The following is a 26,758-nucleotide window of genomic DNA, read 5'->3' on the forward strand; positions in this document are numbered from 1 at the left end:
AACTTTGTTAGGAGATGTTATGCCTGATATATCTGTAAAAAATATAAAAGGTGTAGGAGCAAAAACAGCACAATATTTGGATAAACTTGGCATAAGGACTGTAAATGATCTTTTAAAACATTATCCTGTAAGGTATTTGGAATATAAGCCTCCTACAAAAATTTCTGATATAAAAAAGGATGATAATAGGGATGAAGATGTAGTAATCAAAGCAACTGTTACAAAGAGTCCGGCATTTGTCGGCAGTAATAAAAAAGTACTGACCACAAAGCTTACAGATTATATAGATGTAATAGATGTGATTTGGTACAACTCCGCATACCTCAGTGTAACTTTGAGGCAGGGAGAAAGTTATATCTTTGTCGGGAAGATGTCAAGAAGAAGCAAAAACACATTGGAACATCCCGCTATTTATACTGTAGAAGAATATGAAAAAAAGATAGGAGGCTATAAGCCGGTCTATGGTCTTACGGCAGGTATCAGCAATAATACTATGGAAAAGCTTATAAAGGTTGCATTTGAATATATTCCCAAGATGGACTTTAAAGAGTATTTGCCGCAGTATATAATAAAGAAAAATTCATTGGCGGACAGAGAAAGTGCTGTAAGAAATATTCATTGTCCTATGAATAAAACAGCTCTTTTTGATGCAAAGAGGAGATTGTCATTTGATGATTTTTTTAGATTTTTATATGGTATAAGACTTCTAAAGGATAAGAGGTTAAGGATAAAGACAAAGAATATAATAGCCGATGATAAGAATACATTAGATGAGATAAAATCCGTTTTGCCGTTTAAGCTGACTGCCTCACAGGATGATGTAATAGAAGAGATTTTACATGATATGTCAAGCGGTATTGTTACAAACAGGCTTTTACAAGGAGATGTCGGCTCGGGAAAGACTGTAGTCGCACTGATTTGTCTGTATATGGCGGTAAAGTCGGGATTTCAAGGTGTGGTTATGGTGCCTACCGAAGTCTTGGCAAAGCAACATTTTAAGTCTATGTTTGATATACTGAGTAAGTTGGATAAACCTCCTAATCTTGGTATACTTACAGGTTCTATGACCAAGAAGGAACATTTGCTGATGTATGAAAAAATAGAGAGTGGTGAAATAGATATTCTTATAGGTACACATGCCCTGTTGGTTGAAAATGTAAAGTTTAAAAATCTCGGACTTGTGGTAACTGATGAGCAGCATCGTTTCGGAGTAAGACAAAGAAGCACACTTTCAGGAAAAGGAGAGAATGTTCATGTAATTGTAATGTCCGCCACACCGATACCCAGAACACTTGCAATTATACTGTACGGTGATCTTGATATTTCTACAATAGAGTCAAAGCCTGTAGGCAGACTGCCTGTAAAAAATGCTGTAATCACAGAAAAAGACAGAGAAAAAGCCTATAGGCATATCTTACTTGAGGTAAAAAAAGGACATCAGGCATATATTATATGTCCGATGGTTGAAGATAGTGAAAATATAGAGGCGGAAAATGTGCTTGACTATGGTAAGAAAATAGCAGATAAATTTTCACAAAATTGTAAGGTGGAAGTATTGCATGGGCAAATGCATCAGAAAGAAAAAGATGATATAATGTTACGGTATATAAATAAAGAGATAGATATCTTGGTAGCTACAACTGTAATAGAGGTAGGAGTGGATGTTCCAAATGCTACTGTAATTATGATTGAAAATGCTGAGAGATTCGGACTTGCAACATTACATCAGCTTAGAGGCAGAGTCGGAAGAAGTGCATTGCAGTCGTATGCAATATTTGTGAGGACTTCAAACTCTAAATTGGCAAAGAAAAGACTGGAGATTATAGGAAATTCAAACGACGGATTTTATATTGCTTCCAAAGATTTGGCTTTGCGAGGGCCGGGGGAGCTTTTCGGTTTGGCACAGAGTGGAGAGCCGGATTTCGGTATTGCGGATATATATAATGATAATGATGTATTTGATATGGCGAAAGAGGCGGCAGATATGATACAATGTGACAATATAGGGGATTATGAGAGAAAAAGGCTTGAGAGGGAGATAGATAGCTATATGGATTTACATTATAAAAAGTTGGCGCTTTGATAGGAGTAGTATGTCTGAGAATAAAGAACAACCAAGAAAAAGAGGTAAAAAAGAAAAAAAGAGAATGAATAAAGTTGCTCTTGGAATTATAGTTGCCGGTATTGTAGCGGTGGTAGGTGCTTACAGTGTGAAAGCCAACACATATAGAACAAGATTTTTTCCACATACCGTCATCAACGGTATAGATGCATCTGAGAAAACTGTAGACGAAGTGCGTCAGGTGATGTCAAATCAGATTGATAATTTTGAGAGCACCATAAAATCAAGAGGTAATAATGATGAGATAATCAAGGGAAGTGATGTAGGACTTGCATTTGTAAAGGATAATTCACTTGAGGATTTGTTAAAAGAGCAAAACAGCATGGCATGGATTGCGGAAGTAAACGGCAAAAGAGATTTAAAGATAAAGTCCTCATTTACTGTGGATCCTGATAAGTTTGAAAACACCGTGTCAAAGCTTAAGGCACTTGACGAGTCTAAATTTGAAAGGCCTGTGGATGCAAGGATTTCAGATTTTGTTCCGGGGTCAGGCTACTCTATAATACCTGAGGTGGAGGGTAATGCAATAGATATTGCCAAGGCCAAGGAGTATATAAAGAGTCAGCTGATTACTCTTAACAGTGATATAAATCTTGATTATGAAGATAATGATTTATATGAGAAACCGGCAAAGAGAGCTGATGATCCTACTTTGAATACGGCACTGAATAATTTGAATAAGTATATTTCCGCCAGAATCTCATATGATAAGTTGAATGTATTAAACGGTGATACTATACATAACTGGCTAAGTGTAAACAGTGACGGTTCTGTAAGTATATCAGATGAAGGTGTAGCTTCATTTGTAAAAAAGGTATCAAATGCATATAATACAGTAGGTAAGCCTAAGACTTTAAAGACCTCATACGGTCCGACAGTTACCATAACAGGCGGTTCATATGGTTGGAAGGTAAATGTAGAGAAAGAAAAAGCCGCTATCAAGTCGCTGATACAGGCAGGGGAGACTGCAAAGAGAGAACCTGAGTATTCAAGAAAGGCGGCTTCACATGGTGAAAATGACTATGGAAATTCATATGTAGAAGTGAATCTTACCGCACAACATATGATTTTGATAAAGAACGGATCAAAGGTGCTTGAAAGTGATTTTGTATCCGGAAATATTTCTAAGAATTGGACCACACCTCCGGGAGCATTTCCGCTTACATACAGAACAAGGAATGCTACACTAAAGGGTGAGGGATACTCGACACCGGTTAATTATTGGATGCCGTTTAATGGTGGAATAGGTTTCCATGATGCACCATGGAGAAGTGCCTTTGGAGGACAGATATATAAGACTTCAGGTTCACATGGTTGTATCAACTTGCCGCCTTCCGTTGCAAAGCAGCTTTTTGACTATATAGATGCCGGATTTCCTGTGCTTTGCTATAACTTGACTGAAGCTACTACAGCTCCCGCACCTACAGAAACTACAGCTGCGAGCAGCGGTGAGACTAAGGCAAGTGTGGAAACCAAAGCTACCGAGGCAACTGTTGAGCCTATCAGTGAGAGTGTAAATCCGCCAAGTGATAAACAAACGGTTGAGATAGAGCAGTAGTATGAGAGTTATTTCAGGAATTGCCGGGAGTCTGATATTAAAGACACCAAAGGGCAATTTTACCAGACCTACTACAGACAAGGTAAAGGAAACTCTTTTTAATATGATTGCAAATGACCTGTATGATGCCACTTTCCTTGATATGTTTGCAGGAAGTGGCGGTATAGGCATTGAGGCTCTTAGCAGAGGTGCAAAAAAGGCATACTTTTGTGATATTGACAGAGAGGCTGTTGAATGTATTAAGTACAATCTGTCACATACCAAGCTTTCCGACAGAGCCGTTGTATTAAAAGGCGGTTTTGAAAGCAATCTTGAAAAGCTGAAGAGTCTTGGAGAGAAGTTTGATATTGTTTTTTTAGATCCGCCGTATCAAAAGGGATTTGAGGATAAATGTTTAGACATTTTATTAAATTCTACATTGATTGATGAGTATACATTGATTATAATTGAAGAAGATTTTAAGACTGATACAGCCCATTTGGAAAAGGATTGGGATATAATTAAGGTCAAAGAGTATAAGTCTAATAAACATATTTTTATACATAAGCGAGGGTGACTATGGCTAAAGCTATTTATCCGGGGAGTTTTGATCCTATTACGAATGGACATATTGATATTATTGAGAGATCTGCCAAGATGTTTGATAAGGTTATTGTCGGAGTACTTATCAACTCGGCAAAGGATCCCCTTTTTGCACCGGCTGAGAGAGTGGATATGATAAAGGGTGTAATAGGACATTTACCAAATGTAGAAGTGTTGGAATTTGACGGCTTATTGGTGGATTTTGCACATGAGCAAAAATGTAATATTTTGGTCAGGGGACTTAGAGTAATAACTGATTTTGAATATGAATTACAATTGGCTCAGACTAATAAAATAATCGCACCGGACTTAGAGACTGTTTTCTTGAGCACAAACCTGAAGTATTCATATCTGAGTTCAAGCATCGTTAAGGAGATAGCGGTATATGGTGGGGATATCAGTCATTTCGTAAGAGAAGATATAAGAGAAAAGGTTATGAAGAGACTGAGTGAAAAAGGTCTGAGGAGAAATAATGAGTAGAATCGAACAGGTAATAACAGAGATAGAGGAATTTGTAGACAAGTGTAAAACTGTCGCATTGTCCAACTCGATAATAAAGGTAAACAAAGAAGAGTTTATTGCACTGTTAAATGAGCTTAGGCAGGAAATACCTGAGGAAGTTACGCAGTCACAAAAGATTATCAGCAATAAAGACAGTATACTGCTGGATGCAAAGAACAAGGCTGAAAAGACTATGCTTGATGCCAATTTGCAAAGCAATTCTATAAAAGATGATGCCAAAAGAAAGGCTGATGCTATAATTATCAGCGCAAAAAAAGAGTCGGAGACTATTATGCAGGAAGCCAATAAGCTTAAGTCTCAGCTTGTCAATGAAAATCAAGTTATGCAGGCGGCATATGCAGAATCGGACAGAATAATAGCATATGCGAGGATGGATGCCGATAAGATAGTCTATGAGGCCAATGCGGAAGCAAATGAAATCAGAAAATCATCTATAAAATACGCAGATGAACTTTTGCAAAGCATTCAAGAGATTATTTCAGGAACAATGGTGGACGGTCAAAATAAATTTAATCAGTATTTGAATTCATTGCAGTATTATACAGAAGAGATTGGAAAGAATAGACAGGAGCTTGCAACCAGTATTGTTCCTGTAGATCCGAATTCACAGGAACAATAATTGGGCTGTTTGTCAGCCCATTTTTTGCGTAATTAAGATTGAGGTATATATGATACAGGAAAAAGATTTGCCAAAAGCCTATAAAGATGCAATGCAAAAGCTTTTGGGAGAGGACTATAAAGCATATATAAAGTCATTGGATGAAAAGCCCTATGTAGGTATCAGAACTAATTTGTTAAAACTTGATTCTGATAGACTCAAAGAGCTTCTTGACAGAGATTTTAAGAGTGTACCATGGGTAAAAGAGGGATTTTACTTTGAAGAAGAAAGAGGTGTACTTACCACTCCGTCAATAAAATATAATAAAAAGATAAATAGTATATCAAAAAATCCGTACTATTTTGCGGGGCTTTATTATATACAGGAGCCTTCCGCCATGACACCTGCAAGTATAGCAAAAATAAAACCGGGCGATAAGGTGCTTGATCTTTGTGCGGCACCGGGAGGAAAATCCACACAGATAGCCTCATATCTACAGGGAGAGGGTTTATTGGTGACAAATGATTTTTCAGCGTCCAGAGTAAAAGCACTACAAAAAAATGTTGAGGTAAGCGGTATTGACAATGTGCTTATAACTAATGAGGATCCCAAACATCTTTCAGAGGTGTATAGTGAATATTTTGATAAGATAATTGTAGATGCTCCATGTTCCGGAGAAGGTATGTTCAGAAGAGACAGTGCCGTGTTTAAAGCATATCTTGGAAGAGGTCCTGAAAGTTTTACAGGTATTCAAGTCGGTATATTAAATGAAGCGGCTAAAATGTTAAAGTCGGGCGGCACTTTAGTATATTCCACCTGTACATATTCAAGTATAGAGGATGAGGGAAGTCTTATAAGTTTTTTGGAAAATCATAATGACTTTGATATTGACAGGATTACACCTGAATTCGGGTTTGAAGAGTCCAAGCAATTGCCTGGAACTGTCAGACTTTTCCCACATAAGCTAAAGGGAGAAGGGCATTTTGTTGCAAGGTTAAAAAAGCAGGACGGTAAAAAATATATTGAATTAAAAGAAAATGGGACGGTAAAAAATAAAAAGAAACAAAAGCCTCCAAAACTTCCAAAGGAGCTTTTGGATTTCTTAAAAAAGATAAATCGTAAATGGGATTATGAGAGAATTTTTATTAATAAGGACTATGCGTACTATCTGCCGAAAGATGCACTGATTGATAAGAGTTTACACTATATCAGAACCGGTTTACTTTTGGGAGAGATAAAGAAAAACAGATTTGAGCCTTTCCAGGCATTGGCTATGAATATAAAGTCGGATGAGTGGGAAAATCCGCTTGACCTTAGTGCGACTGATGAAAGAGTGGTAAAGTATCTAAAGGGGGAGACCATAGAGGCGGATGATGAGTACAGTGGAATCAGACTTGTATGTGTGGACGGATTTTCACTTGGATTTGTAAAGCAGAACAAAAGAAGCTGTAAAAATAAGTATTATCAGGGCTGGAGATGGGTATAATGATTGTCAGAGTCGATAAAATTCTGTCCGAACTTGGTTTTGGAAGTCGGACAGAGATAAAAAGATATGTTAAAGCCGGAAAGGTAAGAATAAATGAAAATCCGGTAAAAAAACCGGAGGAGAAGATAAATACTGAGATTGACAGACTCTATTTTGACGGAAAGGATGTGGTCATTGAAGAGTTTGAAACCTATGTGCTTTATAAGCCGGCAGGTTATGTCTGTGCAACCTTTGATAATGTGCATAAAACAGTTATGGAGTTAATAGATTCAAACAGAAAAAACATTGTACCGGTAGGCAGACTTGACCTTGATACAGAGGGGCTTTTGATACTTACAAATGACGGAAATCTAAATCACAGGCTGGTATCTCCGTCATCACATGTGGATAAGGTATACTATGCAAAATTTGACGGTGTACTGGCAGATGATGCTATAGAAATGACGGCTAAAGGGCTTGATATAGGTGACGGTGAAGTCTCAAAACCGGCAAAACTTGAAATTGTATCAAAAAATGAGGTACTATTAACTATACATGAAGGTAAGTTTCATCAGGTCAAGAGGATGATAAAAGCACTTGGAGGTGAGGTGACTTACTTAAAAAGGACAGCTTTTGGAGGGCTTGGACTTGACGATTTAAATCTTAAAAGGGGTGAAAGCAGAAAAATAAGCATGGAAGAGATGAGGAAACTTATATGATAGGGCGTAGACCTGCAATGGATAATACAAACGGTATTTTAGATGCATGGATTATGGTAGAACATTTATCCGAGGGAGAAATCAACTTAAATGATAGAAATATTTTATTATTGGATGATTTGACTGATAAAAGATATAAAGAATACTTTCATACCTTGATGGAAAATTCCGAAAAAAAGAAGTATAAAAGTTCAGGACTTGTGCTGTATTTAGATATCTTTAAATTTACTGAGGTAACAGATTTTCTCAGAAAGAAATTTGGAGTGGAAAAAACACAGAGTGATATAAATTATGGTAACAAGTTCAGTATAGCACTATATTTCGATAGAAATATAAACTTTATCAGTGATAATATTTTTTTTACATGTAGCGGATATATGAGATATCTACATGAGATACCGAGTAAATCGGATTTTCAAGAATTTGAAGAGAAATTTAAAGAGAAAACAGTCAAAAGATTTGACGGCAGTGAGGATAATCGGGAGAAATTTGATAATGCCGTAAATGCTTTGCTAAATGAGTATAATATTGATATAGAGAATTGCCGTGTACAGATATTAAGTAATATTGAAACGGAGGCAACAAATTTGCACTCTTTCTTTATTGAAGACCTTAATAAGGCAAAGGAAATCAATAATATAAATCTTAAAAGGTATTTGACAGGCGGAAATACAAAAGACAGGATAAATTTGGACAGTAAAAAGGACTCTCCAAACTATAATCAATCCGTGTTTGAAAATATATTGGAGCCGCAAAACTATCCACTTGGAAGATTCCCCGGTAAAACCGAGTTTGCACTTTCATTTATGCAACAGGTAGCACTAAACTTGACAATAGGATATGATAACAGCAGTATGAGAAGTGTAAACGGTCCTCCCGGAACAGGAAAGACTACACTTTTAAAAGATATATTTGCTGAATTAGTTGTTAAACAAGCTCATGATATATGTTTATTAACATCAAAATATATAAGAGGAAGTGACGACACTGTATACTATGGTAAGGCTTCAATAGGTGAACTCACAGATAAAATTGCAGAAAATAATATAGTGGTTGCAAGTTCCAATAACGGTGCCGTACAAAATATTGTCAATGAACTGCCTTTAAAGGAGGGAATTGATGATAATATATTGTCTGAACTTGAGAAGGCGGATTATTTCAAAGATATAGCCAATAAGGATATGAAGGAAGAGAGGTTTTGGGGGACTTTCTCTCTTGAAGGCGGTAAGGCTGAGAATATGACAAATATATTGAATAAAATAGAATGTATTGTCAAATATCTGAATGAAGAATATAAGTCGGACGGTGAGATTTATAATAAATTTAAAAAGCAATATACTTATGTGGCCGGTTTAAGAAGTAATGCGAAGGATTTGCAAAAAAAGTATATAAACTATAAGAATGCAAAACAAAATATCAATAATAGTGTATTTGCAAATGAAGAAGCTGAGAAAGTTAAAATAGAATCTCAAAAGCTTGAGTTTGAAAAAACTGTTGAGAAAAACAGAGCCGACATTAATGAGATTACCGGTAAACTTGACACCATAAAGGCGCAAAGGGAGGATTTGGCAAACAGTATTTCCAATCAAAAGATGTCGGTTGAACTGAAAAGAAGTCAAAAGGGCGGATTTTTGGACAGGCTGTTTAACAGTAATAAAAATAAGGCTTTTGAAAACGAAGTAAATGAATTATTAAACAGATTACAAAAACTTATAGATGAAGATGAGACACTCAGAAAGACCGAGAATGAACTGCAAAATAAATGTAACAGTCTTAAGAGTGATATTGATTCGTATAAGTATAGATTGGATGAAGATATTGCAAAGTACGAAACTTTAAGGCAATGCAGGGAAAAGCAAAAAGCGGAGTATAACAGTATAATAGAGGCTTTTGAATCAGATAAAGAAGCTTTTGATAAAGCACTTGATTTTGAGAAAGATTATGACAGCTTACAGATGTCAAATCCATGGTTTGATGAAAGGTATAGGATTGAACAATCAAAGCTTTTTGTGTCGGCATTGCAAGTAAGAAAAGAGTTTCTGTATGAGAATAGAAAAAATCTCAATGCTGCTATAAATATATGGAAATATCAAAACAATTATGTAGAAAAAAATAAGAGATTAATAAATATCGCGTGGAATTGGATAAATCTGTGTATTCCTGTTATCAGTTCAACCTTTGCCAGTTTCTCAAGGATGTTAAAAAACATTGATGAAAATGTATTGGGACATACTTTTGTAGATGAGGCGGGACAGGCATTGCCGCAAGCGGCGGTAGGTGCAGTATTTAGAAGCAGAAATATAATGGTTGTAGGCGATCCGTTCCAGATAAAGCCGGTGCTTACCTTGGATGAAGGAATACTTGCATTGCTTTCAAAAAGTTATAATGTAAGTGAGTTATATTTATCGGAGTCGGCCTCTGTACAAACTTTGGTGGATGCTGTAAGCAAATATGGCTTTTATACAAGTAAAGATATGGACGAGAGTTCATGGATCGGTATTCCGCTTCTGGTACATAGAAGATGTCAGTATCCTATGTTTACCATTTCAAATGCAATCTCATATAATAATCTTATGGTACAGGGCAAGGAAGGTTACGGCAAGACAGGATGGTATGATATAGGCGGCAAGGCTATAAATAAGTATGTTAAGGAGCAGGGAGATTTTCTGTTAAAAAAGATAAAATCAATGATTGAGAAAGACCCTAAAATAATTGATAAAAATGAAAGTGATACCATTTATATAATTTCACCTTTTAAAAATGTTGCTTATGAACTTGGAAGAAAACTTGGGGAAATAGGTTTTACAAGAAAAGAAAAAAATAAGGTGACCAATATAGGAACTATACATACATTCCAGGGTAAAGAAGCACCTGTTGTTTTTATGGTACTCGGTGCGGACACAAACAGCAAAGGAGCGGCAACTTGGGCGGTAAATGAGGCAAATATGATGAATGTAGCCGCTACAAGAGCTAAAAAAGAATTTTATATAATTGGTGACAGGAAGTTATATAGCGGATTGGGAAGTGAAGTTATAACTAAGGTAAATAATATTATTACAGAGTATGGTAATAAACATCCCGAGTTAATAGATGAAAAGACAGATTGGTAAATTATGATAAAGAATATTAAGGCATGTATATTTGACCTGGACGGTACTTTGGTGGATTCTATGTGGATGTGGCCTGAGATTGACAAAGAGTACCTTGGCAGGTTTGGGATTGAATATGACGATAATTTAAAAAATGAGATAGACGGTATCAGCTTTCATGAAACTGCCGTATATTTCAAAAATAAATTCGGTATATCGGACAGTATCGAGAAGATATGTAAGGACTGGGAGGATATGGCATATGATAAGTATAAGAATGAGGTAAAGGAAAAGCGCGGTTGCCAAAAATTTTTAGAGCAGTTAAAATCAAAGGGTATAAAGATGGGGATTGCTACAAGTAATAAAAGATCCATGGTGGATGTTGTCTTGGAATCCTTAGGGATGAAGAATTTCTTTGAGGTTATTACCACATCAGATGAAGTAAAAAAAGGCAAACCTGCACCTGATGTATATTTGACCACTGCAAAGTTGCTTAATGTAGAGCCGAAACACTGCCTTGTATTTGAAGATGTTGTAGCAGGTATAGTAGCAGGTAAGTCGGCAGGAATGAAGGTCTGTGCTGTTGAAGATGATTTTACAAGAGAAGTAAGACAAAGAAAAAAGGAGTTGTCGGATTATTATATTGATGACTACAGTGAACTGCTATGATAAAGAAAAAAGGTGAATACGGTTACAGAAAGTACTTCAAGATAAAGAATGGAATAATGATCGGCTTCTTTATAATTGTTATTCTTGTACTTTTTATAGCTTCAAAGCATACTAAAGAAAATATGTCAAGGATTCTGCTGGTTTCATCTATACTTACAGTACTGCCGATGGCAAATCTTTTATCGCCCTTTTTGGTGGTGTTTAAATACAATTCATGTGAATACAGCCTTGTACAATCATTTTTAGAGGATAAGCATTTTTTATTTGATATTATACTTACTATGAGGGAGCAGGTTATGCCTCTTGATATCATATATATTGACGGAGAGAGGATATTCGGCATTCTTTCAAATAAGGCTGATAAAAGAAAAACCGAAGACTTTATCAAAGAGAGAATAAAACTTGGGGGAATAAGTGTAAATGTAAAGGTCTGTGAAAGTATAAATGAATTAAAAAAGTTTATAAGAGCTTCACAGACTGAAAACAATGTTTATGATAAAGATTATAAATTAAAGGAGATTAGGGCAATATTAAAAAGCCTGTCGGTATAATGGTTGAGATAATTGTAGGTGAAAATGAGAGCGGACAGAGGCTTGACAGAGTATTGGAGAAGATATTTGTCAATGCAGATACAGGTTTTATCTTTAAGATGCTTAGAAAGAAAAATATCACATTGGATGATAAGAGGGCTGACGGCAAGGAAAGACTGAAAACAGGTTCAAGCATCAAAATGTGGTTTTCAGATGAAAGCTTTGAAAAATTGACAAAAAAGACCTGTTTAGCCCCGTCAGGTAAAATCAAAAATAAAGATAATAAGGTATCGGATGTCTTCAAATCATATATAATATATGAAGATGAAAATACTATTATTATAAATAAGCCGGCGGGTCTGCTGTCACAAAAGTCACAAATAAATGATATATCTGTAAATGACATGCTTTTAGAGTATCTTAAATTTGATGAAAATGCTTTACATACTTTTAAACCGTCTATTTGTAACAGACTTGACAGAAACACCTCAGGTCTGTTGGTATGCGGTAAGAGTCTTGAAGGTCTTAGGGTAAACAATGAGCTTATAAAGACAAGGGCTGTAAAAAAGTATTATCTGGCAATTGTAAAAGGCAGAGTAAATGAAAAATGTGCCATATCCGGTTGGTTATATAAGGATGAAAAGACCAATAAGGTCAGCATAAAAAATAATAAGTTTGATAAGGCGGACTATATAGAGACCGAATATAAGCCTATAGGATATTTTGATGATATTACTTTACTTTCAGTAAAGCTGATTACAGGAAAGACACATCAGATAAGGGCGCATCTGGCAAGTATGGCACATCCGATAATAGGTGATTTTAAGTATGGAAAGAGGTCTGTAAATGAATTCTATAAGAAAAAATACGGAATAAAATGGCAACTGCTGCATTCATATAAGCTGATTTATCCTGATGATAATATATCGGATACAAAAACTTTCAAAACACTTAGAGGCAGAAGTTTTGTAGCAGATTATAATAATGATTTTAGAAAGGTAATCGGAGATGGGTACTTGGAAGACAAGAGGTCTTAGAGGTTCTGCACTGGAAGAATATATCAATTACTCTAATGAAAAGTATAGAGAAGCCGGGCTGGCATTGATTCAAAAGATACCCACTCCTATAACACCGATTGATATTGACAAGAGTACCAGACATATCACACTGGCATATTTTGACAAGAAATCTACAGTAGACTATATCGGAGCGGTACAGGGGATACCGGTATGCTTTGATGCCAAGGAGTGTGCGACTTCCGGATTTTCTTTAGCAAATGTACATGAACACCAGTTTAAGTTTATGTGTGAGTTTGAGAAGCAGGGCGGTGTTGCTTTTTTGATTATTTTTTTTAAATCTTTGGATAAGATTATGTATGTGCCGTTGAGTGATCTGAAAGTATTTATGGATAGGATGTATACATGTGGTAAAAAAAGTTTTAAGTTTGAAGAGCTGAACTTAGAATATGAGATACCGAAAAAAGGTGATATTATTGTGCATTATCTTGAGAGTCTAAGTTTATATCTGTCAGATAAATAAAAAAGGAGTTTTTATGAAACATATTGATGCCAGAATTTATAGTGGAAGGACAAATTTTGAATGGAAAGACTTAAAATTAAACCCTGAGGGACTGCTTCCTGTTATCGTACAGGATTATATAGACAGAACGGTTTTGTTATATACACATATGAATGAAGATGCTTGGAATAAAACTTTGTCTACAGGTCTGTTTACTTATTTTTCACATACACATAACAGATCTGTGGTTAAGGGTAAAAAGTATGGTAACTGTCAATATGTCAGAGAAATTTTTTTGAATGCCGACAAGAATGCACTGTTGGTGAAAGTTTACAGGACAGGACCAAAAGATGATAAAAAGAGCTGTTTTTTTAATGAGATAGAGGAAATATAGTTATGAATACTATGTTACTGATGATATCGGCAATTATACTGCTTTGTATAATTTTAAATATCATATCCGGTAAAATAGGTGTACCGGTACTTCTGGCATTTATTTTGCTGGGGATGGCTTTCGGTTCGGACGGTTTTTTTAAGATTAAATTTGATGATTTTGAGCAGGCTGAGACGATATGTTCATTTGCATTGATTTTTATAATGTTTTACGGAGGCTTCGGAACCAATATAAACGAGGCCAAGCCTATTGCATTAAAGGCGGGACTGCTTTCAAGCATCGGTGTGCTTTTGACTTCGGTATTTGTAACATTATTCAGTTACTGTGTTTTAAAGTTTTCATGGATAAACAGTATGCTGATAGGTGCCGTTATCTCATCTACAGATGCCGCAAGTGTTTTTTCAATACTTCGTGACAGACATTTGAATCTGAAAGATAATACCGCCTCTATTTTGGAAGTGGAGAGTGGAAGCAATGATCCTTTTGCGTATATGATTACAATGATAGTGGTAAAGATAATAGCCGGCGGTATTACTCCGGTTGATATCTTTATTATGTTGTTTTTACAACTGTTTCTTGGAATTGTATGTGGAGTTTTGATTGCACTTATATTCAGATATTTTATAAATAAATTTATCATTCATACACCGGGATTTAATATGGTGCTTATAATTGCGGTGGCATTGCTTTCATATGCACTGCCGAATGTATTTGGAGGCAACGGATATTTGAGTGTGTATATCACAGGTACTATACTTGGAAATTCAGATATCAGAGGAAAGAAGGAACTTGTACCTTTCTTTGACGGTGTAACAGGTATAATGCAGATTTTAATTTTCTTCCTGTTGGGACTTTTGTCATATCCGACACAGCTTTTGCATGTTGCAACTACAGGATTTATACTTGCACTTTTTATTACATTTATTGTAAGGCCGCTTGTTATAGCTTTGATTTTAAAACCGTTTAAGGCCGAATGGAATCAGGTAATATTGGTTTCATGGTCAGGATTTAGAGGCGCTTCATCTATAGTTTTTGCAATTGCCGCACTACTGAGTACCAATGCCAACTATGATGTGTTCAATAATGTATTCTTTATTGTTTTATTCTCTATATCGGTACAGGGAAGTCTTTTGCCTTTTGTATCAAAGAAGTTTGATATGATTGATGAGAACTGTGACGTTATGAAAACCTTTTCAGATTATGCGGGAGAGGAGATACCGATTGAATTTATACAGCTGACTGTGAGCAAACAACAGGGCTGGTGTGATAAGTCTGTAAGTGAAATTAATCTTCCGCCGGACACATTGCTTGTTTTAATAAAGCGTGAAGGTGAAGAAATTGTACCGAACGGTCAGACAATTTTAGAATGTGGTGATACTGTGGTGCTGGCGGCAAAATCTATAGATTTTGAAGAAAGCTATAATATTGTAGAACAGGTACTTACAAAGAAAATATTATCAAAGGGAAATACTTTGGCGAAACTTTCAAATGAGTTTGACGGACTTGTTATGCTTGTAATCAGAGGAGATGAATTTATTATTCCAAACGGGGAGACACTTCTTTTTGAGAAAGATATTTTGGTTATAAATAACGGACCGGTATAAAAAATGTCGCAACGATAATTCGTTGCGATATTTTTATGCAACCTTTGATATCAGACCGAAGGATATAAGCATCATTATGATACTTGCCATTAACATACCGAGCAGTATGGCAATGAATGCCTTTTTCCTGTCCATCTCAAGGAAGGCGGCAATGACGGCACCGGTCCAGGCACCTGTACCGGGAAGCGGTATTCCTACAAAGATTACAAGGCCTAAAAAACCGTATTTTTCTATTGAGCCTTTATTTTTCATTATCTTTTTATGTACAAATAAATAAATACCGTTAAAAAGTTTGAATTTTGATTTTTCCATTGCTTTTAAAATTTTATTGATTAAAAGCAGTATAAACGGAACCGGGATAACATTGCCGACTATTGCTATGATATAGCTCTCAAGCGGTGGAAGCTTAAGTAAGGATGCAGCTATAAGACCACCTCTAAGCTCCAATATAGGCAACATTGATATAATAAATACTATCAGTTGTTTGCCGAAACTGAGTGATAAAAGCCCGCTCATCATTCCGATAAGTGATTTAGCTAATTTTTCTGCCATAAAATACCTCTCATTTTTACAATAACCTAGATTGTAACAGATTGAGTAATTACAATCAAGGTGTTAAAATATTAAGAACGGAGGTTGAAGGATGGATATATTAAAGGGAGCATTGTGTTTGGAGGGCGGATCATTAAGAGGGCTTTTTACCGCCGGAGTCTTGGATGCTTTTTTAGATAGTGATTTATATATTGAATATGTAAATGGAGTTTCGGCAGGTTCAATGAACGGAATGAATTATGTTTCAAAGCAGAGAGGCAGATCAAAAAGGATAAATCTTAAATACCTGCATGATAAGAGGTATATAAGCTTCAGGAACATGTTTACATCCAGACAGATATTCAATTTTGATTTTTTATTTGGTGATATTTCTAATAAGTATGATCCGTTTGATTGGGATGCTTTTAATGACAAAGCACAAAGGTATGAGGCGGTTGCCACAGATGTAATAACAGGTGAGAGTGCATATTTTGACAAAGACAGCTGTAGTGATATTATAGCGGCTGTAAAGGCGTCTTCATCCATACCTGTGATGTCAAAGATGATTGATGTTGACGGCAGAAAGTATCTGGACGGCGGTATATCCACATCCATTGCATACAATAGGGCATTTGAGCTTGGATATTCCAAGGTTGTAGCGGTACTTACAAGGGAAGAAGGGTATAGAAAGAAGCCTGTAAATAAGGTTAATGAAGGTATATGTAAAAGATACTTTAAGCCGTTGCCGAAGCTTGTGGATAAACTTATGACTGTGCCGAAGAGGTACAATGAGATGCAGGAGGAAATGGATACGCTGGCAAACGAGGGCAGACTTCTTATTATAAGACCTCCAAAGAAGGTCATTGTGCAAAGACTTGAAAAGAGCGTTGCCAAACTTGAGAGCCTTTATAAGGAGGGGTATGAAGAAGGTATGAAGAATATTGAAAATGTGAGAAAATTTTTGAGCTGAAGTTTCTATAGCGGATATTTTACAAGCGGAATATTATTACTTTATCACTTTAAAGTTTTAAGGTTTAAAGCCTTAAGGTATTGACGTGAAAAACTACTTATAGTATAATCCAATGCATAGTTTAGTTGTGAATGGAAGGAAAGTATATGAAAAAGAATATGTGGAAAATAGCTGTGGCTATGTTGCTTGGAGCAAGCCTTATGGCATGCGGTTCAGGGAAAAGTACTTCAGACAGCGGTAGCGGTGATTCTAAGGCTGAGGTTTCATCACAGACAGGTGAAAATGCAAAGAAAAAGATCGGTGTTTTACAGTATGTACAACATCCCGCACTTGATAAAGCAAATGAAGGATTTGTTGCTGCACTTAAAGAAGCCGGAGTTGATGTAGATATTGAACAGGAGAATGCAGGCGGTGAGCAGTCGGCAGCACAGACTATTGCAAATAAGCTTGTAAATGACAAGAAGGATTTGATTTTGGCTATTGCTACACCGGCGGCGCAGGCGGCGGCAGGTGCTACATCAGATATTCCTGTAGTGATAACGGCTGTTACAGATCCGGCAGACTCGGGACTTGTTGAAAGCAATGATAAACCGGGCGGCAATGTTACAGGAAGTTCAGATCTCACACCTGTAGCCGATCAGATTGAGCTTCTTACAAAAATTTTACCGGATGCAAAGAATGTAGGTATCCTTTACTGTACGGCGGAGGCCAATTCAAAGCTTCAGGCGGGACTTGCTATGGATGCACTTAAGGCAAAGGGACTTAACGGTGTAGAGTACACTGTTTCAAGTTCAAATGAGATACAGAGTGTGGTTGAGTCTATGGTAGGCAAGGTGGATGCTATATATGTACCTACCGACAATGTTATTGCGGCAGGTATGACAACAGTAGCAATGATTGCTACCAATGAGCATAAGATTCCTATTATCGGAGCCGAGGCGGCTCATGTGGAGAACGGTGCATTGGCAACTTATGGTATTGACTATTTTGAGGTCGGTAAGCTTGCAGGTGAGCAGGCTGTAGAGATTCTAAACGGCAAGGCTCCGGCAGATATTCCTATTGCATATTTGCCGAAGGATAAGTGTAAGCTTGTTATAAATGATGAGGTTGCAAAGGAACTTGGAATAGACACATCAAATATTTCAATGGAATAAGAACTTTTTTAAGACCGGTGTATGCCGGTTTTATTATTATGATATAAATTGTGGAGGTAAAGATGTTTACAGCACTTTTGGGAGCCGTTTCACAGGGTATACTTTGGGGTGTGATGGTTCTTGGAGTATATATTACTTATAAATTGCTTGATATTCCGGATTTGACCGCAGATGGAAGCTTTGCTTTCGGCGGTTGTGTATGTGCGGTTATGATTGTCAATTTTAATATGAATCCTTTATTTGCACTTGTATTTTCAACAATTGCAGGTATGATAGCCGGCTTTATTACAGGAGCATTACATACAATATTTGAGATACCTGCGATACTTGCAGGTATTTTGACACAGATTTCTCTTTGGTCAATAAATCTTAGAGTTATGGGAAAGAGCAATGTGCCGCTTTTAAAGACAAAGACCATATTTTCATGGCTTACAGATACTACGGGAATAAGCAATGCAATTGCAGGGGTTATACTTGGCGGAATAATAATTATATTGATTATACTTATTCTATACTGGTTTTTCGGTACGGAACTTGGTTCCGCACTTAGAGCCACAGGAAATAATGAGGCAATGATAAGGGCACTTGGTGTAAATACCGCACATACAAAGCTTCTTGCACTGGTAATCAGCAACGGACTTATAGGGCTTTCAGGCGGACTTATAGTACAGAGCCAAAAGTATGCGGATATAAATGCAGGTACAGGTGCCATAGTAATAGGCCTTGCAGCAATAGTTATAGGTGAGGTTATAATCGGAAGAGTGATTTCATTTTGGATGAAACTTACATCGGCGGTAATAGGTTCTATAGTATATTTTGTTATAAGAGGTATTGTATTACAGTTCGGTATGGATGCCAATGATATGAAAGTACTTTCAGCTGTAATAGTGGCATTGGCATTGGCATTGCCGGTAATCAGTGCTAAAATAAGACTAAACAGCGCATATTCACCAAAGGGAGAGTAAGATGTTGGAGATTTTAAATGTCAGTAAGACCTTTAACAGAGGCACAATAAATGAAAAAAAAGCTTTAAATAAACTGTCACTGCATCTAAATCCCGGTGACTTTGTAACAATTATCGGTGGAAACGGCGCAGGTAAATCTACAATGTTAAATATGATTGCCGGTGTATATCCTATAGACGGAGGCAGGATTATAATAGACGGAGTGGATATATCAAGGATGCCTGAGTATAAAAGAGCAAAGTATATCGGAAGAGTTTTTCAGGATCCTATGATGGGAACAAGTGCAGGTATGCAGATAGATGAAAATCTTGCACTTGCTTTTAGAAGAGGAGAGTCAAGAGGGCTGTCTTGGGGTATAAAAAAAACCGAGAAGGAAAAATACAAAGAGATACTTTCAAAGCTTGATCTTGGACTTCAGACCAGAATGACCTCAAAGGTGGGGCTTTTATCAGGCGGTCAAAGACAGGCACTTACTCTCTTGATGGCAACACTAAAAAAGCCCAAGCTTTTATTACTTGATGAGCATACTGCTGCACTTGATCCTAAGACTGCAAAGAGAGTGCTTGATCTCACCGAACAGATAGTGGATGAGCAAAATCTGACAGCAATGATGGTTACTCACAATATGAAAGATGCACTGAATATTGGAAACAGACTTATTATGATGCATTCCGGAAGAGTAATTTATGATGTAAGCGGAGAGGAAAAAAAGAAACTCAAAGTGGAAGATCTTTTAAGAAAGTTTGAAGAGGCAAGCGGAGGAGAATTTGCCAATGACAGAATGATGCTGGCGAACTGAAAATGGAGGGGACTATGGATAGAAAACTTATTATTACCATAAACAGAGAATATGGAAGCGGCGGAAAGATAATAGGAAAAAAACTTTCAGAAAAACTTTGTATACCGTATTATGATGATGAGATAATAAAGATGGCATCAGAACATTCGGCTGTGGGAGAGCAGTACTTCAGAATGAATGATGAGAAACCCGGCAATAATATTTTGCAAAGAATTATAGGTGGAATAAAGAATGCAAATAATAAGCCGTCCATAGGTGATGATATTGTTTCACCTGACAATCTTTTCAGATTTGAAAGTGAAGTAATAAGAGAGTTGGCGGCAAATGAATCCTGTATACTTATAGGAAGATGCTCGGATTTTGTGCTAAGCTCTGCAGGGAATGAGGATTTTATTTCACTATTTGTATATGCAGACCTCTCTACAAAAGTAGACAGAGTAATGGATGTAGACGGAGTGGATTCAAAAGAAGCACTGCGAAGGGTACAAAGAAACAACAGAATCAGAAAAGAGTACTATAAGTACTATACAGGTGAAGAGTGGGATGATATGACACATTATGATCTGCCACTGAATACATCAAAGATTACCCTTGAACAAGGGGTAAATTTGATACTTGAGTATTTAAAGATTAGAGGAAAATTATAAATGAGAGATAATTGTATTGACAGTTTTTTGGCACAGGAGTTTGGGAAGAGTCAAAATTATAATGAAATAAAAAATGTACTTTTCAGTGAGTTCAATGTAAAAAAAGGACTGAGAAATGAAGACGGCACCGGAGTAAGGGTAGGGCTTACAAAGGTATCGGATGTGGTCGGCTATGATATAGTAGACGGTGTAAAGACCAATGTAGACGGTAAGCTCTACTACAGAGGTTACAGTCTGAATGACCTTGTAAACGGGAGTGCAAAGTCTGTTAGAGGCTATGAAGAAGTAATGTTTTTACTTTTGTTCGGTTTTTTGCCGAATAAGATGGAGCTTGACAATTTTTCAAAGGTATTTAGAAGCATGTATGCTTTGCCGAACGGTTTCTTTGAAAGTGTTCTTCTTAGAAATCCGGGAAAGAATCTTATGAATGTGCTTCAAAATGCAGTACTTACACTCTATAACTATGATGAAGAGCCTGACAATGTGGATGTATTTTCAACTCTGTTAAAAGGACTGAGAATATCCGCATTTTTACCGGTAATCATGTGCTATGCATATCAGGCAAAGAGACATTATTTCAACAATGACAGTCTTATAATACATTATCCGGATGCGAAGCTGTCAATGGCAGAGAATATCTTACAGATGTTAAGGGTAGATCAAAAATTTTCAAAGAATGAAGCGGCACTGCTTGATACAATACTTGTACTTCATGCAGACCATGGCGGAGGTAACAACTCAACATTTACAAATGTGGTGGTTTCATCTACAGGTACAGATATTTATTCCACTATAGCGGCATCTATAGGCTCACTGAAAGGACCCAAGCATGGCGGTGCAAATATCTCGGTAGCAAATATGATGCAGGCTGTAAAGGATGAGATAGGTATTACCACAGATGAAAAGAAGATAAGAAATGTGGTAAACAGAATACTTGATAAGGATTTTTATGATTGCAGCGGCCTTGTATATGGATTCGGTCATGCGGTATATACAATAACAGATCCTAGAGCGGAGCTTTTAAGAGAGTACTGTGAGACTGTCGCTAAGGACAAGGGAAGACTTGACGAATATCACTTCTATGAGGAGTTTGAAAAGACTGTAAAAAGAACTGTATTTGAAAGAAAGGGAACCACAATTTCTTCAAATGTAGACCTATATTCAGGTTTTGCTTACAATATGCTGGGAATACCTGAAGATTTATATACACCGCTTTTTGTAGTGGCCAGAAATATAGGTTGGGTTGCACATAATGTAGAGAATAAGTTATATGACGGTAGAATAATGAGACCTGCAACAAAGTATGTAGGTGAGCTACATGAATATACGGCATTTAAGGACAGATAAAAAGAGGCAAAAAGCCTCTTTTTATCTGTTTTCTTATTTATCTTTGTCATCTTTAATAACATCATCTATTTTTTGTGCAAGATCCTTTTTATCTTCATCAGGATTCATTTCATAAAAATCCACTTCCACCTCCGACTCTTCCTCGGACTTCTTGGCTGCCTTGTCAAATTGTTCCTTTGCCTTATCAAAGATAGGCTTTGTAGTATCCTTTGCCACATCGGTTGCGGCAGCTACATTGTCACCGACAATATTTGCAACACCCTTTATCACTTCTTTGGCCGCACTTGCCATTCCCTTGGCGCTGTTTGCAGTGTCCTTGGCGGCAGTCACAAACTCATCTGTAGATGACTTCAGTTCAGTATACTTTCTGTCGGAGGGGTTATCATCTCGTCCGTCAAGTTCATCATCAAATTCTTTGAACTCACCCTCCAATTCCCTTTGATATCCTTTATACTTCAGTATATATGACACTCCTGCTACCGCAGCACCTGCAAGTGATGCTAAAAATAATAATTTCTTGAAACTTGCCATAATAACCTCCTTTACAATTGTGGTGATTACAGTGTAATATCTATTTGTAAAAAGTACAAGTGTTATTTGGAGAGATTATGAAAAAAATAATATATTTATTTGGGTATATCATAGGATTTATTCTAATTGCATATATCAGCTACACTTATGTAAAAACAGGAGTGGAACATACAAATGATTTATTCTTGCAGAAGGGATATTTTATTTTAACGGCGGCTGTTTTTGTGACAGTCTCAGTTTCTTTGATATATCTAAGACTTACAAAGTTTTGCATTGTAAAAATATATCCAATAGTTATAACAGTTTTCGGACTTGCATATATGTATGTATTTCCTGCAATGTCCGCCCCGGATGAGATTGCACATTTTATATCGGCATATAAAATATCAAATATAATGATTGGAGAGAAGGCGACGGTCGCTGACGGTCATGTTATAATCAGAGCCGAAGATATTTGGCTTGAAGATACTGACGGTGAATATATATTTGATGCAAATAAGAGTGTAAAAGAGGGAGTTTTGATACCGAAAGGAGAAAGTCATGGCAAAATTATTTCAAGCAAGCTTGAAGAAGCATCTTATAAAGTTTTTTATGGTGAAGGGAATATTCGCAGTCGCAATATTGCTGTCAATTTTAACGGAGCGACTTATGAGAAAGCACAGTCGCTACATCCACCTGTAAATACAATACCAAGTGTGTATTTTTTTGCCGCATTGGGAATAAGTATAGCAAGAATATTGGGGCTTGGAAGTGTGTATCTTGTAATTTTCGGCAGACTCGCAAATCTGGCGGTCTTTGTGTTGCTTACTTCTTTTGCAATAAAGTTTTTGCCGAAGTTTAAAGAGTTTATATTTCTCATATGTCTGTTTCCGACTACAGTTGAACTGGCGGCATCATATTCATATGACTCAATTATAATTGCAAGTTTGATATTCTTTGTTTCATATGTATTTTTTCTCGCATATGAAAAGAATTCCTTTGATATAAAGGATTTAATAGTGGTAACTCTGTTTTCAGGGCTGATTTTGCCATGTAAGATGGTATATTTTCCGATTCTGCTTATACTGTTTGCAATACCGATGCAAAAATTCAGTGTAAGAGGAAAGGTGAACACAAAAATAAAAAAAGAAAATACAATATTTTTTCTTGCAAGTGCGGTAACAGTACTTTTATCCTTTATAATTGCAATGTATCTGGTAAACAGGGCAACATTAGCGGGATATTCCACAAGTAATACAGACAGCCTTGAGTGGGCAGGTGAACAAAGCTATACAATCGGATATCTGCTTCACAATAAGGCAAAGGCGTTAAAGATATTTTACAATACAATGCTTGTACAAATTGAGTATTATCATGATACTATGATGGGAACATATTTAGGTCATGCGGATACGGTAATAGGAATACCTTATATAGGATTTTTGGTATTAAATATAGGTCTGATATTCTCTGTTTTTGGAGAGAGCAAGAGAGGATTGCTGCTTTTAAAAGACAAAATACTTGTTATTGTCAGTGTGGGTTTTGTAATATTTTTTATATTTTTATCAATGCTTATAGCTTGGACACCTCTCAGTTCACAGTTTATAGAGGGAGTCAGTGGAAGATACTTTATTCCGGTGATATTGCCTGTACTTTTAGTGCTTCACAACAATAAAATAGCTGTAAAAGATGATATGAAAAGAAATATAATATTCTTATTTATTTTTGTGAACGGACTTTCACTTCTTAAGATATTCGGCACAATATGTATAAGACTATAATGCCTTACTTAGTAAATAACAAAACTGTAAAAAAAAATTAACAAAAGCATTTGTGAAATAGGCTATAATAGTGCGTATAAGGAGGCAAAATGAAGAAACAAAATTTAATAAAACTGGCATCGGCATTTGCCGTCGTGACCATGCTTGGATTCGGTTTACACGGCAAGGCATATGCACTTGGTGCAACATCCGCCATTGAGTCGGTTACAATAGGAAGCGGTAAGAATACGGTAGACATCACTATGAACAATTCAGGTGATATGTCAGGTACAGACGGCAACTTCTATCTGTTTGAGTTACAGCCATATGAGGACGGTATCGAAAACAGAACCGATTATCTTGAGAAGGTCGGTGCAGGAAGTGTAACAAAATCATATCAGCTTAATAAGGGAAGCGATAGCAGCAGACTTTATAACAGCTATGTGGTGGCGGTATATGATGGAAGCAAGTATGTTCCGGTAAGTTCACAAAAGTATATTACAAATCCTGAGGCGGTTGCCGCCAATACGACCGCCTATAAGACACAGGCTTCAAAGAAGGGGTTACAGATTGAATTGAAGATGCTTGATGATGCTTTTGACCTGGGTGTAAAGCATGCATCAACTAATATTGCCTTCAATCAAATCCTCGGTAACGGTATTGACTATAATTATAACGGTAAGACATACCATTTCAACAAGGCTGTGGTGGAGGACTATGATAAGACTATCAGTGCATTTTCAGGAAAGGACATGACTGTTACAGCCATTATCTTAAACGGCTACAATGAGGCACATCCTGAGTTGTTATATCCGAACATGCCGAGAAGGGACAGCATATTTTACTATATGTTCAACGCATCTTCAAAAGAAGGGGCGGATACCACAGAGGCCATTGCATCTTTCCTTGCAGAAAGATATAACGGAAAGAATCCTAAATATGGCAAGGTGTCCAACTGGATTATAGGAAATGAGATTAACAACCAGCAATGGAATTATGTAGGTGATATGGATGTAAGAAGCTATGCAAGAAGATATGAGAAGGCATTTAGAATTTTCTACAATGCAATCAAGTCAAACTCTTCAACGGACAGAGTATTCTATTCATTAGACTACAACTGGAATAATGAGATTAACAATAAGAACAAGTATGGCGGAAAGCAGATTGTAGATAACTTCAACTCTTTGGTATTGGAGCATGGAGATATTGACTGGGGGCTTGCATATCACCCATATCCGGCACCTATGACAGAACCCGAGTTCTGGGATGATGCCGAGAAGACAGGACTTATCAAAGACAGCTTTGATTCTCCGATAATTAACTTTGCAAATTTGAATAAGCTTACAGATTACTTTGCACAGGACGCACTGAAAAAAATGGGTGTGGTAAGGCATATTATGCTTACCGAGGAAGGCTTCACAGCCACCAATCCCGACAGAGGCAATATAGATAATGAGCAGGCGGCAGCATTTGCATATTCATATTATCTTGTGGATTCAAATCCATATATTGAGGCATATATACTTAGCCGTCAGGTAGATGCACCGCTTGAGGTAAGATCGGGACTTTCATTCGGTCTTTGGACCTGCAATATGAATATAGGTGATGAGATAAAGGCTGTTTCAAAGAGAAAGCTTTGGAATGTATTCAAGTACATTGATAAGGCAAAGTATACACTTGACAATACGGACTTTGCAAAGAGTATTCTCGGTATCAGCAAGTGGCAGGAGAAAGTGCCTGACTTTAAGTGGGCGGCACAGGAAAACAGAAGATAATTTTTATAAATCTATGAGAAGCATGGTGCTTTTCATAGATTTTTTGAGTTTATTTCGGCTAATGCAATAATATGCTTTTCATGGTATAATGGGATACATTGTATAGAATCAAAATAAAGTAGCAAAGATGGAGCCGTTATGAAACATACATTTGTTATTTGTGCATATAAAGAGTCAAAATATTTGGAGGACTGTATAAGATCTTTGAAAGCCCAGGAAGTAAAATCCTATATAAAGATTGCAACCTCTACACCAAATGAATATATCTACAGTATTGCAAACAAATATGGAATTGATGTATTTGTCAACAATATGAAAAAAGAGAATAATATTTCAAATATCGGCAATGACTGGCAGTTTGCCTACAACATTGCTGAAACCGATCTGGTGACTATAGCACATCAGGATGATATTTATCTAAAAAACTATACAAAAGACCTGCTTAAGTATAAGAAAAAATATCGTGATATGACTCTTTTTACCACACCGTCTATTACATTAAAAGACGGCAGAGTAAAACTCGGCAAAGTAGAATTTATAAAGCAATTGCTTAGATTACCGCTTATATGTAATTCGCTGAATAATATAGAATTTATAAAAAGATGGTCTGTTACACTGGGCAATCCGATTATAGCACCAAGTTGTTCCTATGATAAAAGGCTTTGCCCGAAGGATTTATTTATTTCAAGCTTTCAGTTTGCGCTGGATTGGGAGTGTGTACTTAGACTTGCAAAACTGGAGGGTAGATTTGTACTTAGCAAATCTCCCGGAATTTGTTATAGAGTGCATGACGGTGCCGCTACAAAAAAGAGTATACTCAATCACTCAAGGCAGATGGAAGAGAGTATTATGTTTGACAGGCTGTTACCGAAGCCGATTGCAGGTATCGTAAAGAAGCTGTACCAAAGTTCATATAAAGCTTATTTTTAG

Annotated in this window: 25 protein-coding genes; 23 read left to right on the top strand and 2 right to left on the bottom strand. The window is 36.6% G+C overall.

What is annotated here, in order from left to right; translation table 11 throughout:
- Positions 1-19: 19 nt before the first annotated feature.
- Genes recG through HMPREF0381_RS06005 form a run of 14 tightly spaced genes read left to right on the top strand, consistent with a single transcriptional unit; the run spans position 20 to position 15,370 of the window.
- Complete coding sequence (recG, locus tag HMPREF0381_RS05940) at positions 20-2,083, top strand: ATP-dependent DNA helicase RecG (protein WP_008751017.1); 2,064 nt, start codon at positions 20-22, stop codon at positions 2,081-2,083.
- A gap of 10 nt (positions 2,084-2,093) precedes the next feature.
- The gene (locus tag HMPREF0381_RS05945; protein ID WP_008751018.1) at positions 2,094-3,680 is read left to right on the top strand and encodes a L,D-transpeptidase family protein; all 1,587 of its coding nucleotides are present in this window, start codon (positions 2,094-2,096) and stop codon (positions 3,678-3,680) included.
- Between the two features lies 1 nt (position 3,681).
- On the top strand, positions 3,682-4,236 hold the full coding sequence (gene rsmD / locus HMPREF0381_RS05950) for a 16S rRNA (guanine(966)-N(2))-methyltransferase RsmD (protein ID WP_008751019.1): 555 nt from the start codon (positions 3,682-3,684) through the stop codon (positions 4,234-4,236).
- Positions 4,237-4,238: 2 nt separating this feature from the next.
- Positions 4,239-4,742 carry a pantetheine-phosphate adenylyltransferase gene (coaD, locus tag HMPREF0381_RS05955; RefSeq protein WP_008751020.1) on the top strand — a complete coding sequence of 168 codons (504 nt, stop codon included), beginning with the start codon at positions 4,239-4,241 and terminating at the stop codon, positions 4,740-4,742.
- The gene (locus HMPREF0381_RS05960) at positions 4,735-5,403 is read left to right on the top strand and encodes a hypothetical protein (RefSeq protein WP_008751021.1); all 669 of its coding nucleotides are present in this window, start codon (positions 4,735-4,737) and stop codon (positions 5,401-5,403) included. Before coaD ends, HMPREF0381_RS05960 begins: the two co-directional genes overlap by 8 nt.
- Before the next feature lie 49 nt (positions 5,404-5,452).
- A complete protein-coding gene (locus HMPREF0381_RS05965) occupies positions 5,453-6,868 on the top strand; it encodes an RsmB/NOP family class I SAM-dependent RNA methyltransferase (protein WP_008751022.1) in 1,416 nt (471 codons plus the stop codon).
- Positions 6,868-7,566 carry a pseudouridine synthase gene (locus tag HMPREF0381_RS05970; protein ID WP_040461214.1) on the top strand — a complete coding sequence of 233 codons (699 nt, stop codon included), beginning with the start codon at positions 6,868-6,870 and terminating at the stop codon, positions 7,564-7,566. Before HMPREF0381_RS05965 ends, HMPREF0381_RS05970 begins: the two co-directional genes overlap by 1 nt.
- Positions 7,563-10,676: an AAA domain-containing protein gene (locus tag HMPREF0381_RS05975; protein WP_008751024.1), complete on the top strand. Its 3,114-nt coding sequence runs from the start codon at positions 7,563-7,565 to the stop codon at positions 10,674-10,676. Before HMPREF0381_RS05970 ends, HMPREF0381_RS05975 begins: the two co-directional genes overlap by 4 nt.
- A gap of 3 nt (positions 10,677-10,679) precedes the next feature.
- A complete protein-coding gene (locus HMPREF0381_RS05980) occupies positions 10,680-11,324 on the top strand; it encodes an HAD family hydrolase (protein WP_008751025.1) in 645 nt (214 codons plus the stop codon).
- Positions 11,321-11,875, top strand: coding sequence for a hypothetical protein (locus HMPREF0381_RS05985; RefSeq protein ID WP_008751026.1), 555 nt, complete (start codon positions 11,321-11,323; stop codon positions 11,873-11,875). The genes HMPREF0381_RS05980 and HMPREF0381_RS05985 overlap by 4 nt, the downstream gene beginning before the upstream one ends.
- Positions 11,875-12,891 carry an RluA family pseudouridine synthase gene (locus HMPREF0381_RS05990; protein WP_008751027.1) on the top strand — a complete coding sequence of 339 codons (1,017 nt, stop codon included), beginning with the start codon at positions 11,875-11,877 and terminating at the stop codon, positions 12,889-12,891. The genes HMPREF0381_RS05985 and HMPREF0381_RS05990 overlap by 1 nt, the downstream gene beginning before the upstream one ends.
- Positions 12,863-13,393 carry a Holliday junction resolvase RecU gene (locus tag HMPREF0381_RS05995; protein ID WP_008751028.1) on the top strand — a complete coding sequence of 177 codons (531 nt, stop codon included), beginning with the start codon at positions 12,863-12,865 and terminating at the stop codon, positions 13,391-13,393. The genes HMPREF0381_RS05990 and HMPREF0381_RS05995 overlap by 29 nt, the downstream gene beginning before the upstream one ends.
- 13 nt (positions 13,394-13,406) lie before the next feature.
- Positions 13,407-13,766, top strand: a complete 360-nt coding sequence (locus HMPREF0381_RS06000; protein WP_008751029.1) for a phosphoribosyl-AMP cyclohydrolase — start codon at positions 13,407-13,409, stop codon at positions 13,764-13,766.
- 2 nt (positions 13,767-13,768) lie between these two features.
- The gene (locus tag HMPREF0381_RS06005) at positions 13,769-15,370 is read left to right on the top strand and encodes a potassium/proton antiporter (protein WP_008751030.1); all 1,602 of its coding nucleotides are present in this window, start codon (positions 13,769-13,771) and stop codon (positions 15,368-15,370) included.
- 33 nt (positions 15,371-15,403) lie between these two features.
- On the opposite strand, the gene HMPREF0381_RS06010 is transcribed toward HMPREF0381_RS06005, so the two are convergent.
- Positions 15,404-15,922: a COG2426 family protein gene (locus HMPREF0381_RS06010; protein ID WP_008751031.1), complete on the bottom strand. Its 519-nt coding sequence runs from the start codon at positions 15,920-15,922 to the stop codon at positions 15,404-15,406.
- Positions 15,923-16,013: 91 nt separating this feature from the next.
- On the opposite strand from HMPREF0381_RS06010, the gene HMPREF0381_RS06015 reads away from it, so the two are divergent.
- The 6 genes from HMPREF0381_RS06015 to HMPREF0381_RS06040 all read left to right on the top strand — a co-directional run bounded on the left by HMPREF0381_RS06015 (position 16,014) and on the right by HMPREF0381_RS06040 (position 21,783).
- Positions 16,014-16,871, top strand: coding sequence for a patatin-like phospholipase family protein (locus tag HMPREF0381_RS06015; protein WP_008751032.1), 858 nt, complete (start codon positions 16,014-16,016; stop codon positions 16,869-16,871).
- A gap of 146 nt (positions 16,872-17,017) precedes the next feature.
- Entirely contained in the window at positions 17,018-18,025 is a 1,008-nt protein-coding gene (locus HMPREF0381_RS06020) for an ABC transporter substrate-binding protein (protein ID WP_242824398.1), read from the top strand.
- A gap of 62 nt (positions 18,026-18,087) precedes the next feature.
- Positions 18,088-18,990 carry an ABC transporter permease gene (locus tag HMPREF0381_RS06025; RefSeq protein ID WP_008755063.1) on the top strand — a complete coding sequence of 301 codons (903 nt, stop codon included), beginning with the start codon at positions 18,088-18,090 and terminating at the stop codon, positions 18,988-18,990.
- A gap of 1 nt (position 18,991) precedes the next feature.
- Positions 18,992-19,789, top strand: coding sequence for an ABC transporter ATP-binding protein (locus tag HMPREF0381_RS06030; RefSeq protein WP_008751035.1), 798 nt, complete (start codon positions 18,992-18,994; stop codon positions 19,787-19,789).
- Positions 19,790-19,803: 14 nt separating this feature from the next.
- A complete protein-coding gene (locus HMPREF0381_RS06035) occupies positions 19,804-20,436 on the top strand; it encodes a cytidylate kinase-like family protein (RefSeq protein ID WP_008751036.1) in 633 nt (210 codons plus the stop codon).
- A complete protein-coding gene (locus HMPREF0381_RS06040; RefSeq protein ID WP_008751037.1) occupies positions 20,437-21,783 on the top strand; it encodes a citrate synthase in 1,347 nt (448 codons plus the stop codon).
- Between the two features lie 33 nt (positions 21,784-21,816).
- Here HMPREF0381_RS06040 and HMPREF0381_RS06045 read toward each other — a convergent pair whose 3' ends face one another.
- A complete protein-coding gene (locus tag HMPREF0381_RS06045; protein ID WP_008751038.1) occupies positions 21,817-22,314 on the bottom strand; it encodes a hypothetical protein in 498 nt (165 codons plus the stop codon).
- Positions 22,315-22,391: 77 nt separating this feature from the next.
- On the opposite strand from HMPREF0381_RS06045, the gene HMPREF0381_RS06050 reads away from it, so the two are divergent.
- The 3 genes from HMPREF0381_RS06050 (at position 22,392) to HMPREF0381_RS06060 (ending at position 26,758) form a co-directional block, all read left to right on the top strand.
- Complete coding sequence (locus HMPREF0381_RS06050) at positions 22,392-24,074, top strand: DUF2142 domain-containing protein (RefSeq protein WP_008751039.1); 1,683 nt, start codon at positions 22,392-22,394, stop codon at positions 24,072-24,074.
- An 89-nt stretch (positions 24,075-24,163) separates the two neighbouring features.
- Complete coding sequence (locus HMPREF0381_RS06055; protein WP_008751040.1) at positions 24,164-25,828, top strand: DUF5722 domain-containing protein; 1,665 nt, start codon at positions 24,164-24,166, stop codon at positions 25,826-25,828.
- 138 nt (positions 25,829-25,966) lie between these two features.
- A complete protein-coding gene (locus HMPREF0381_RS06060; RefSeq protein ID WP_008751041.1) occupies positions 25,967-26,758 on the top strand; it encodes a glycosyltransferase family A protein in 792 nt (263 codons plus the stop codon).

Origin of the sequence: Lachnoanaerobaculum saburreum DSM 3986 (assembly GCF_000185385.1) — a bacterium.
Lineage (GTDB): Bacteria > Bacillota > Clostridia > Lachnospirales > Lachnospiraceae > Lachnoanaerobaculum > Lachnoanaerobaculum saburreum.

Bases quoted from the DNA above. Each gene is read 5' to 3' on its own strand.
- recG (WP_008751017.1), top strand. From the start codon at position 20: ATGCCTGATATATCTGTAAAAAATATAAAAGGTGTAGGAGCAAAAACA.
- HMPREF0381_RS05945 (WP_008751018.1), top strand. From the start codon at position 2,094: ATGTCTGAGAATAAAGAACAACCAAGAAAAAGAGGTAAAAAAGAAAAA.
- rsmD (WP_008751019.1), top strand. From the start codon at position 3,682: ATGAGAGTTATTTCAGGAATTGCCGGGAGTCTGATATTAAAGACACCA.
- coaD (WP_008751020.1), top strand. From the start codon at position 4,239: ATGGCTAAAGCTATTTATCCGGGGAGTTTTGATCCTATTACGAATGGA.
- HMPREF0381_RS05960 (WP_008751021.1), top strand. From the start codon at position 4,735: ATGAGTAGAATCGAACAGGTAATAACAGAGATAGAGGAATTTGTAGAC.
- HMPREF0381_RS05965 (WP_008751022.1), top strand. From the start codon at position 5,453: ATGATACAGGAAAAAGATTTGCCAAAAGCCTATAAAGATGCAATGCAA.
- HMPREF0381_RS05970 (WP_040461214.1), top strand. From the start codon at position 6,868: ATGATTGTCAGAGTCGATAAAATTCTGTCCGAACTTGGTTTTGGAAGT.
- HMPREF0381_RS05975 (WP_008751024.1), top strand. From the start codon at position 7,563: ATGATAGGGCGTAGACCTGCAATGGATAATACAAACGGTATTTTAGAT.
- HMPREF0381_RS05980 (WP_008751025.1), top strand. From the start codon at position 10,680: ATGATAAAGAATATTAAGGCATGTATATTTGACCTGGACGGTACTTTG.
- HMPREF0381_RS05985 (WP_008751026.1), top strand. From the start codon at position 11,321: ATGATAAAGAAAAAAGGTGAATACGGTTACAGAAAGTACTTCAAGATA.
- HMPREF0381_RS05990 (WP_008751027.1), top strand. From the start codon at position 11,875: ATGGTTGAGATAATTGTAGGTGAAAATGAGAGCGGACAGAGGCTTGAC.
- HMPREF0381_RS05995 (WP_008751028.1), top strand. From the start codon at position 12,863: ATGGGTACTTGGAAGACAAGAGGTCTTAGAGGTTCTGCACTGGAAGAA.
- HMPREF0381_RS06000 (WP_008751029.1), top strand. From the start codon at position 13,407: ATGAAACATATTGATGCCAGAATTTATAGTGGAAGGACAAATTTTGAA.
- HMPREF0381_RS06005 (WP_008751030.1), top strand. From the start codon at position 13,769: ATGAATACTATGTTACTGATGATATCGGCAATTATACTGCTTTGTATA.
- HMPREF0381_RS06010 (WP_008751031.1), bottom strand. From the start codon at position 15,922: ATGGCAGAAAAATTAGCTAAATCACTTATCGGAATGATGAGCGGGCTT.
- HMPREF0381_RS06015 (WP_008751032.1), top strand. From the start codon at position 16,014: ATGGATATATTAAAGGGAGCATTGTGTTTGGAGGGCGGATCATTAAGA.
- HMPREF0381_RS06020 (WP_242824398.1), top strand. From the start codon at position 17,018: ATGAAAAAGAATATGTGGAAAATAGCTGTGGCTATGTTGCTTGGAGCA.
- HMPREF0381_RS06025 (WP_008755063.1), top strand. From the start codon at position 18,088: ATGTTTACAGCACTTTTGGGAGCCGTTTCACAGGGTATACTTTGGGGT.
- HMPREF0381_RS06030 (WP_008751035.1), top strand. From the start codon at position 18,992: ATGTTGGAGATTTTAAATGTCAGTAAGACCTTTAACAGAGGCACAATA.
- HMPREF0381_RS06035 (WP_008751036.1), top strand. From the start codon at position 19,804: ATGGATAGAAAACTTATTATTACCATAAACAGAGAATATGGAAGCGGC.
- HMPREF0381_RS06040 (WP_008751037.1), top strand. From the start codon at position 20,437: ATGAGAGATAATTGTATTGACAGTTTTTTGGCACAGGAGTTTGGGAAG.
- HMPREF0381_RS06045 (WP_008751038.1), bottom strand. From the start codon at position 22,314: ATGGCAAGTTTCAAGAAATTATTATTTTTAGCATCACTTGCAGGTGCT.
- HMPREF0381_RS06050 (WP_008751039.1), top strand. From the start codon at position 22,392: ATGAAAAAAATAATATATTTATTTGGGTATATCATAGGATTTATTCTA.
- HMPREF0381_RS06055 (WP_008751040.1), top strand. From the start codon at position 24,164: ATGAAGAAACAAAATTTAATAAAACTGGCATCGGCATTTGCCGTCGTG.
- HMPREF0381_RS06060 (WP_008751041.1), top strand. From the start codon at position 25,967: ATGAAACATACATTTGTTATTTGTGCATATAAAGAGTCAAAATATTTG.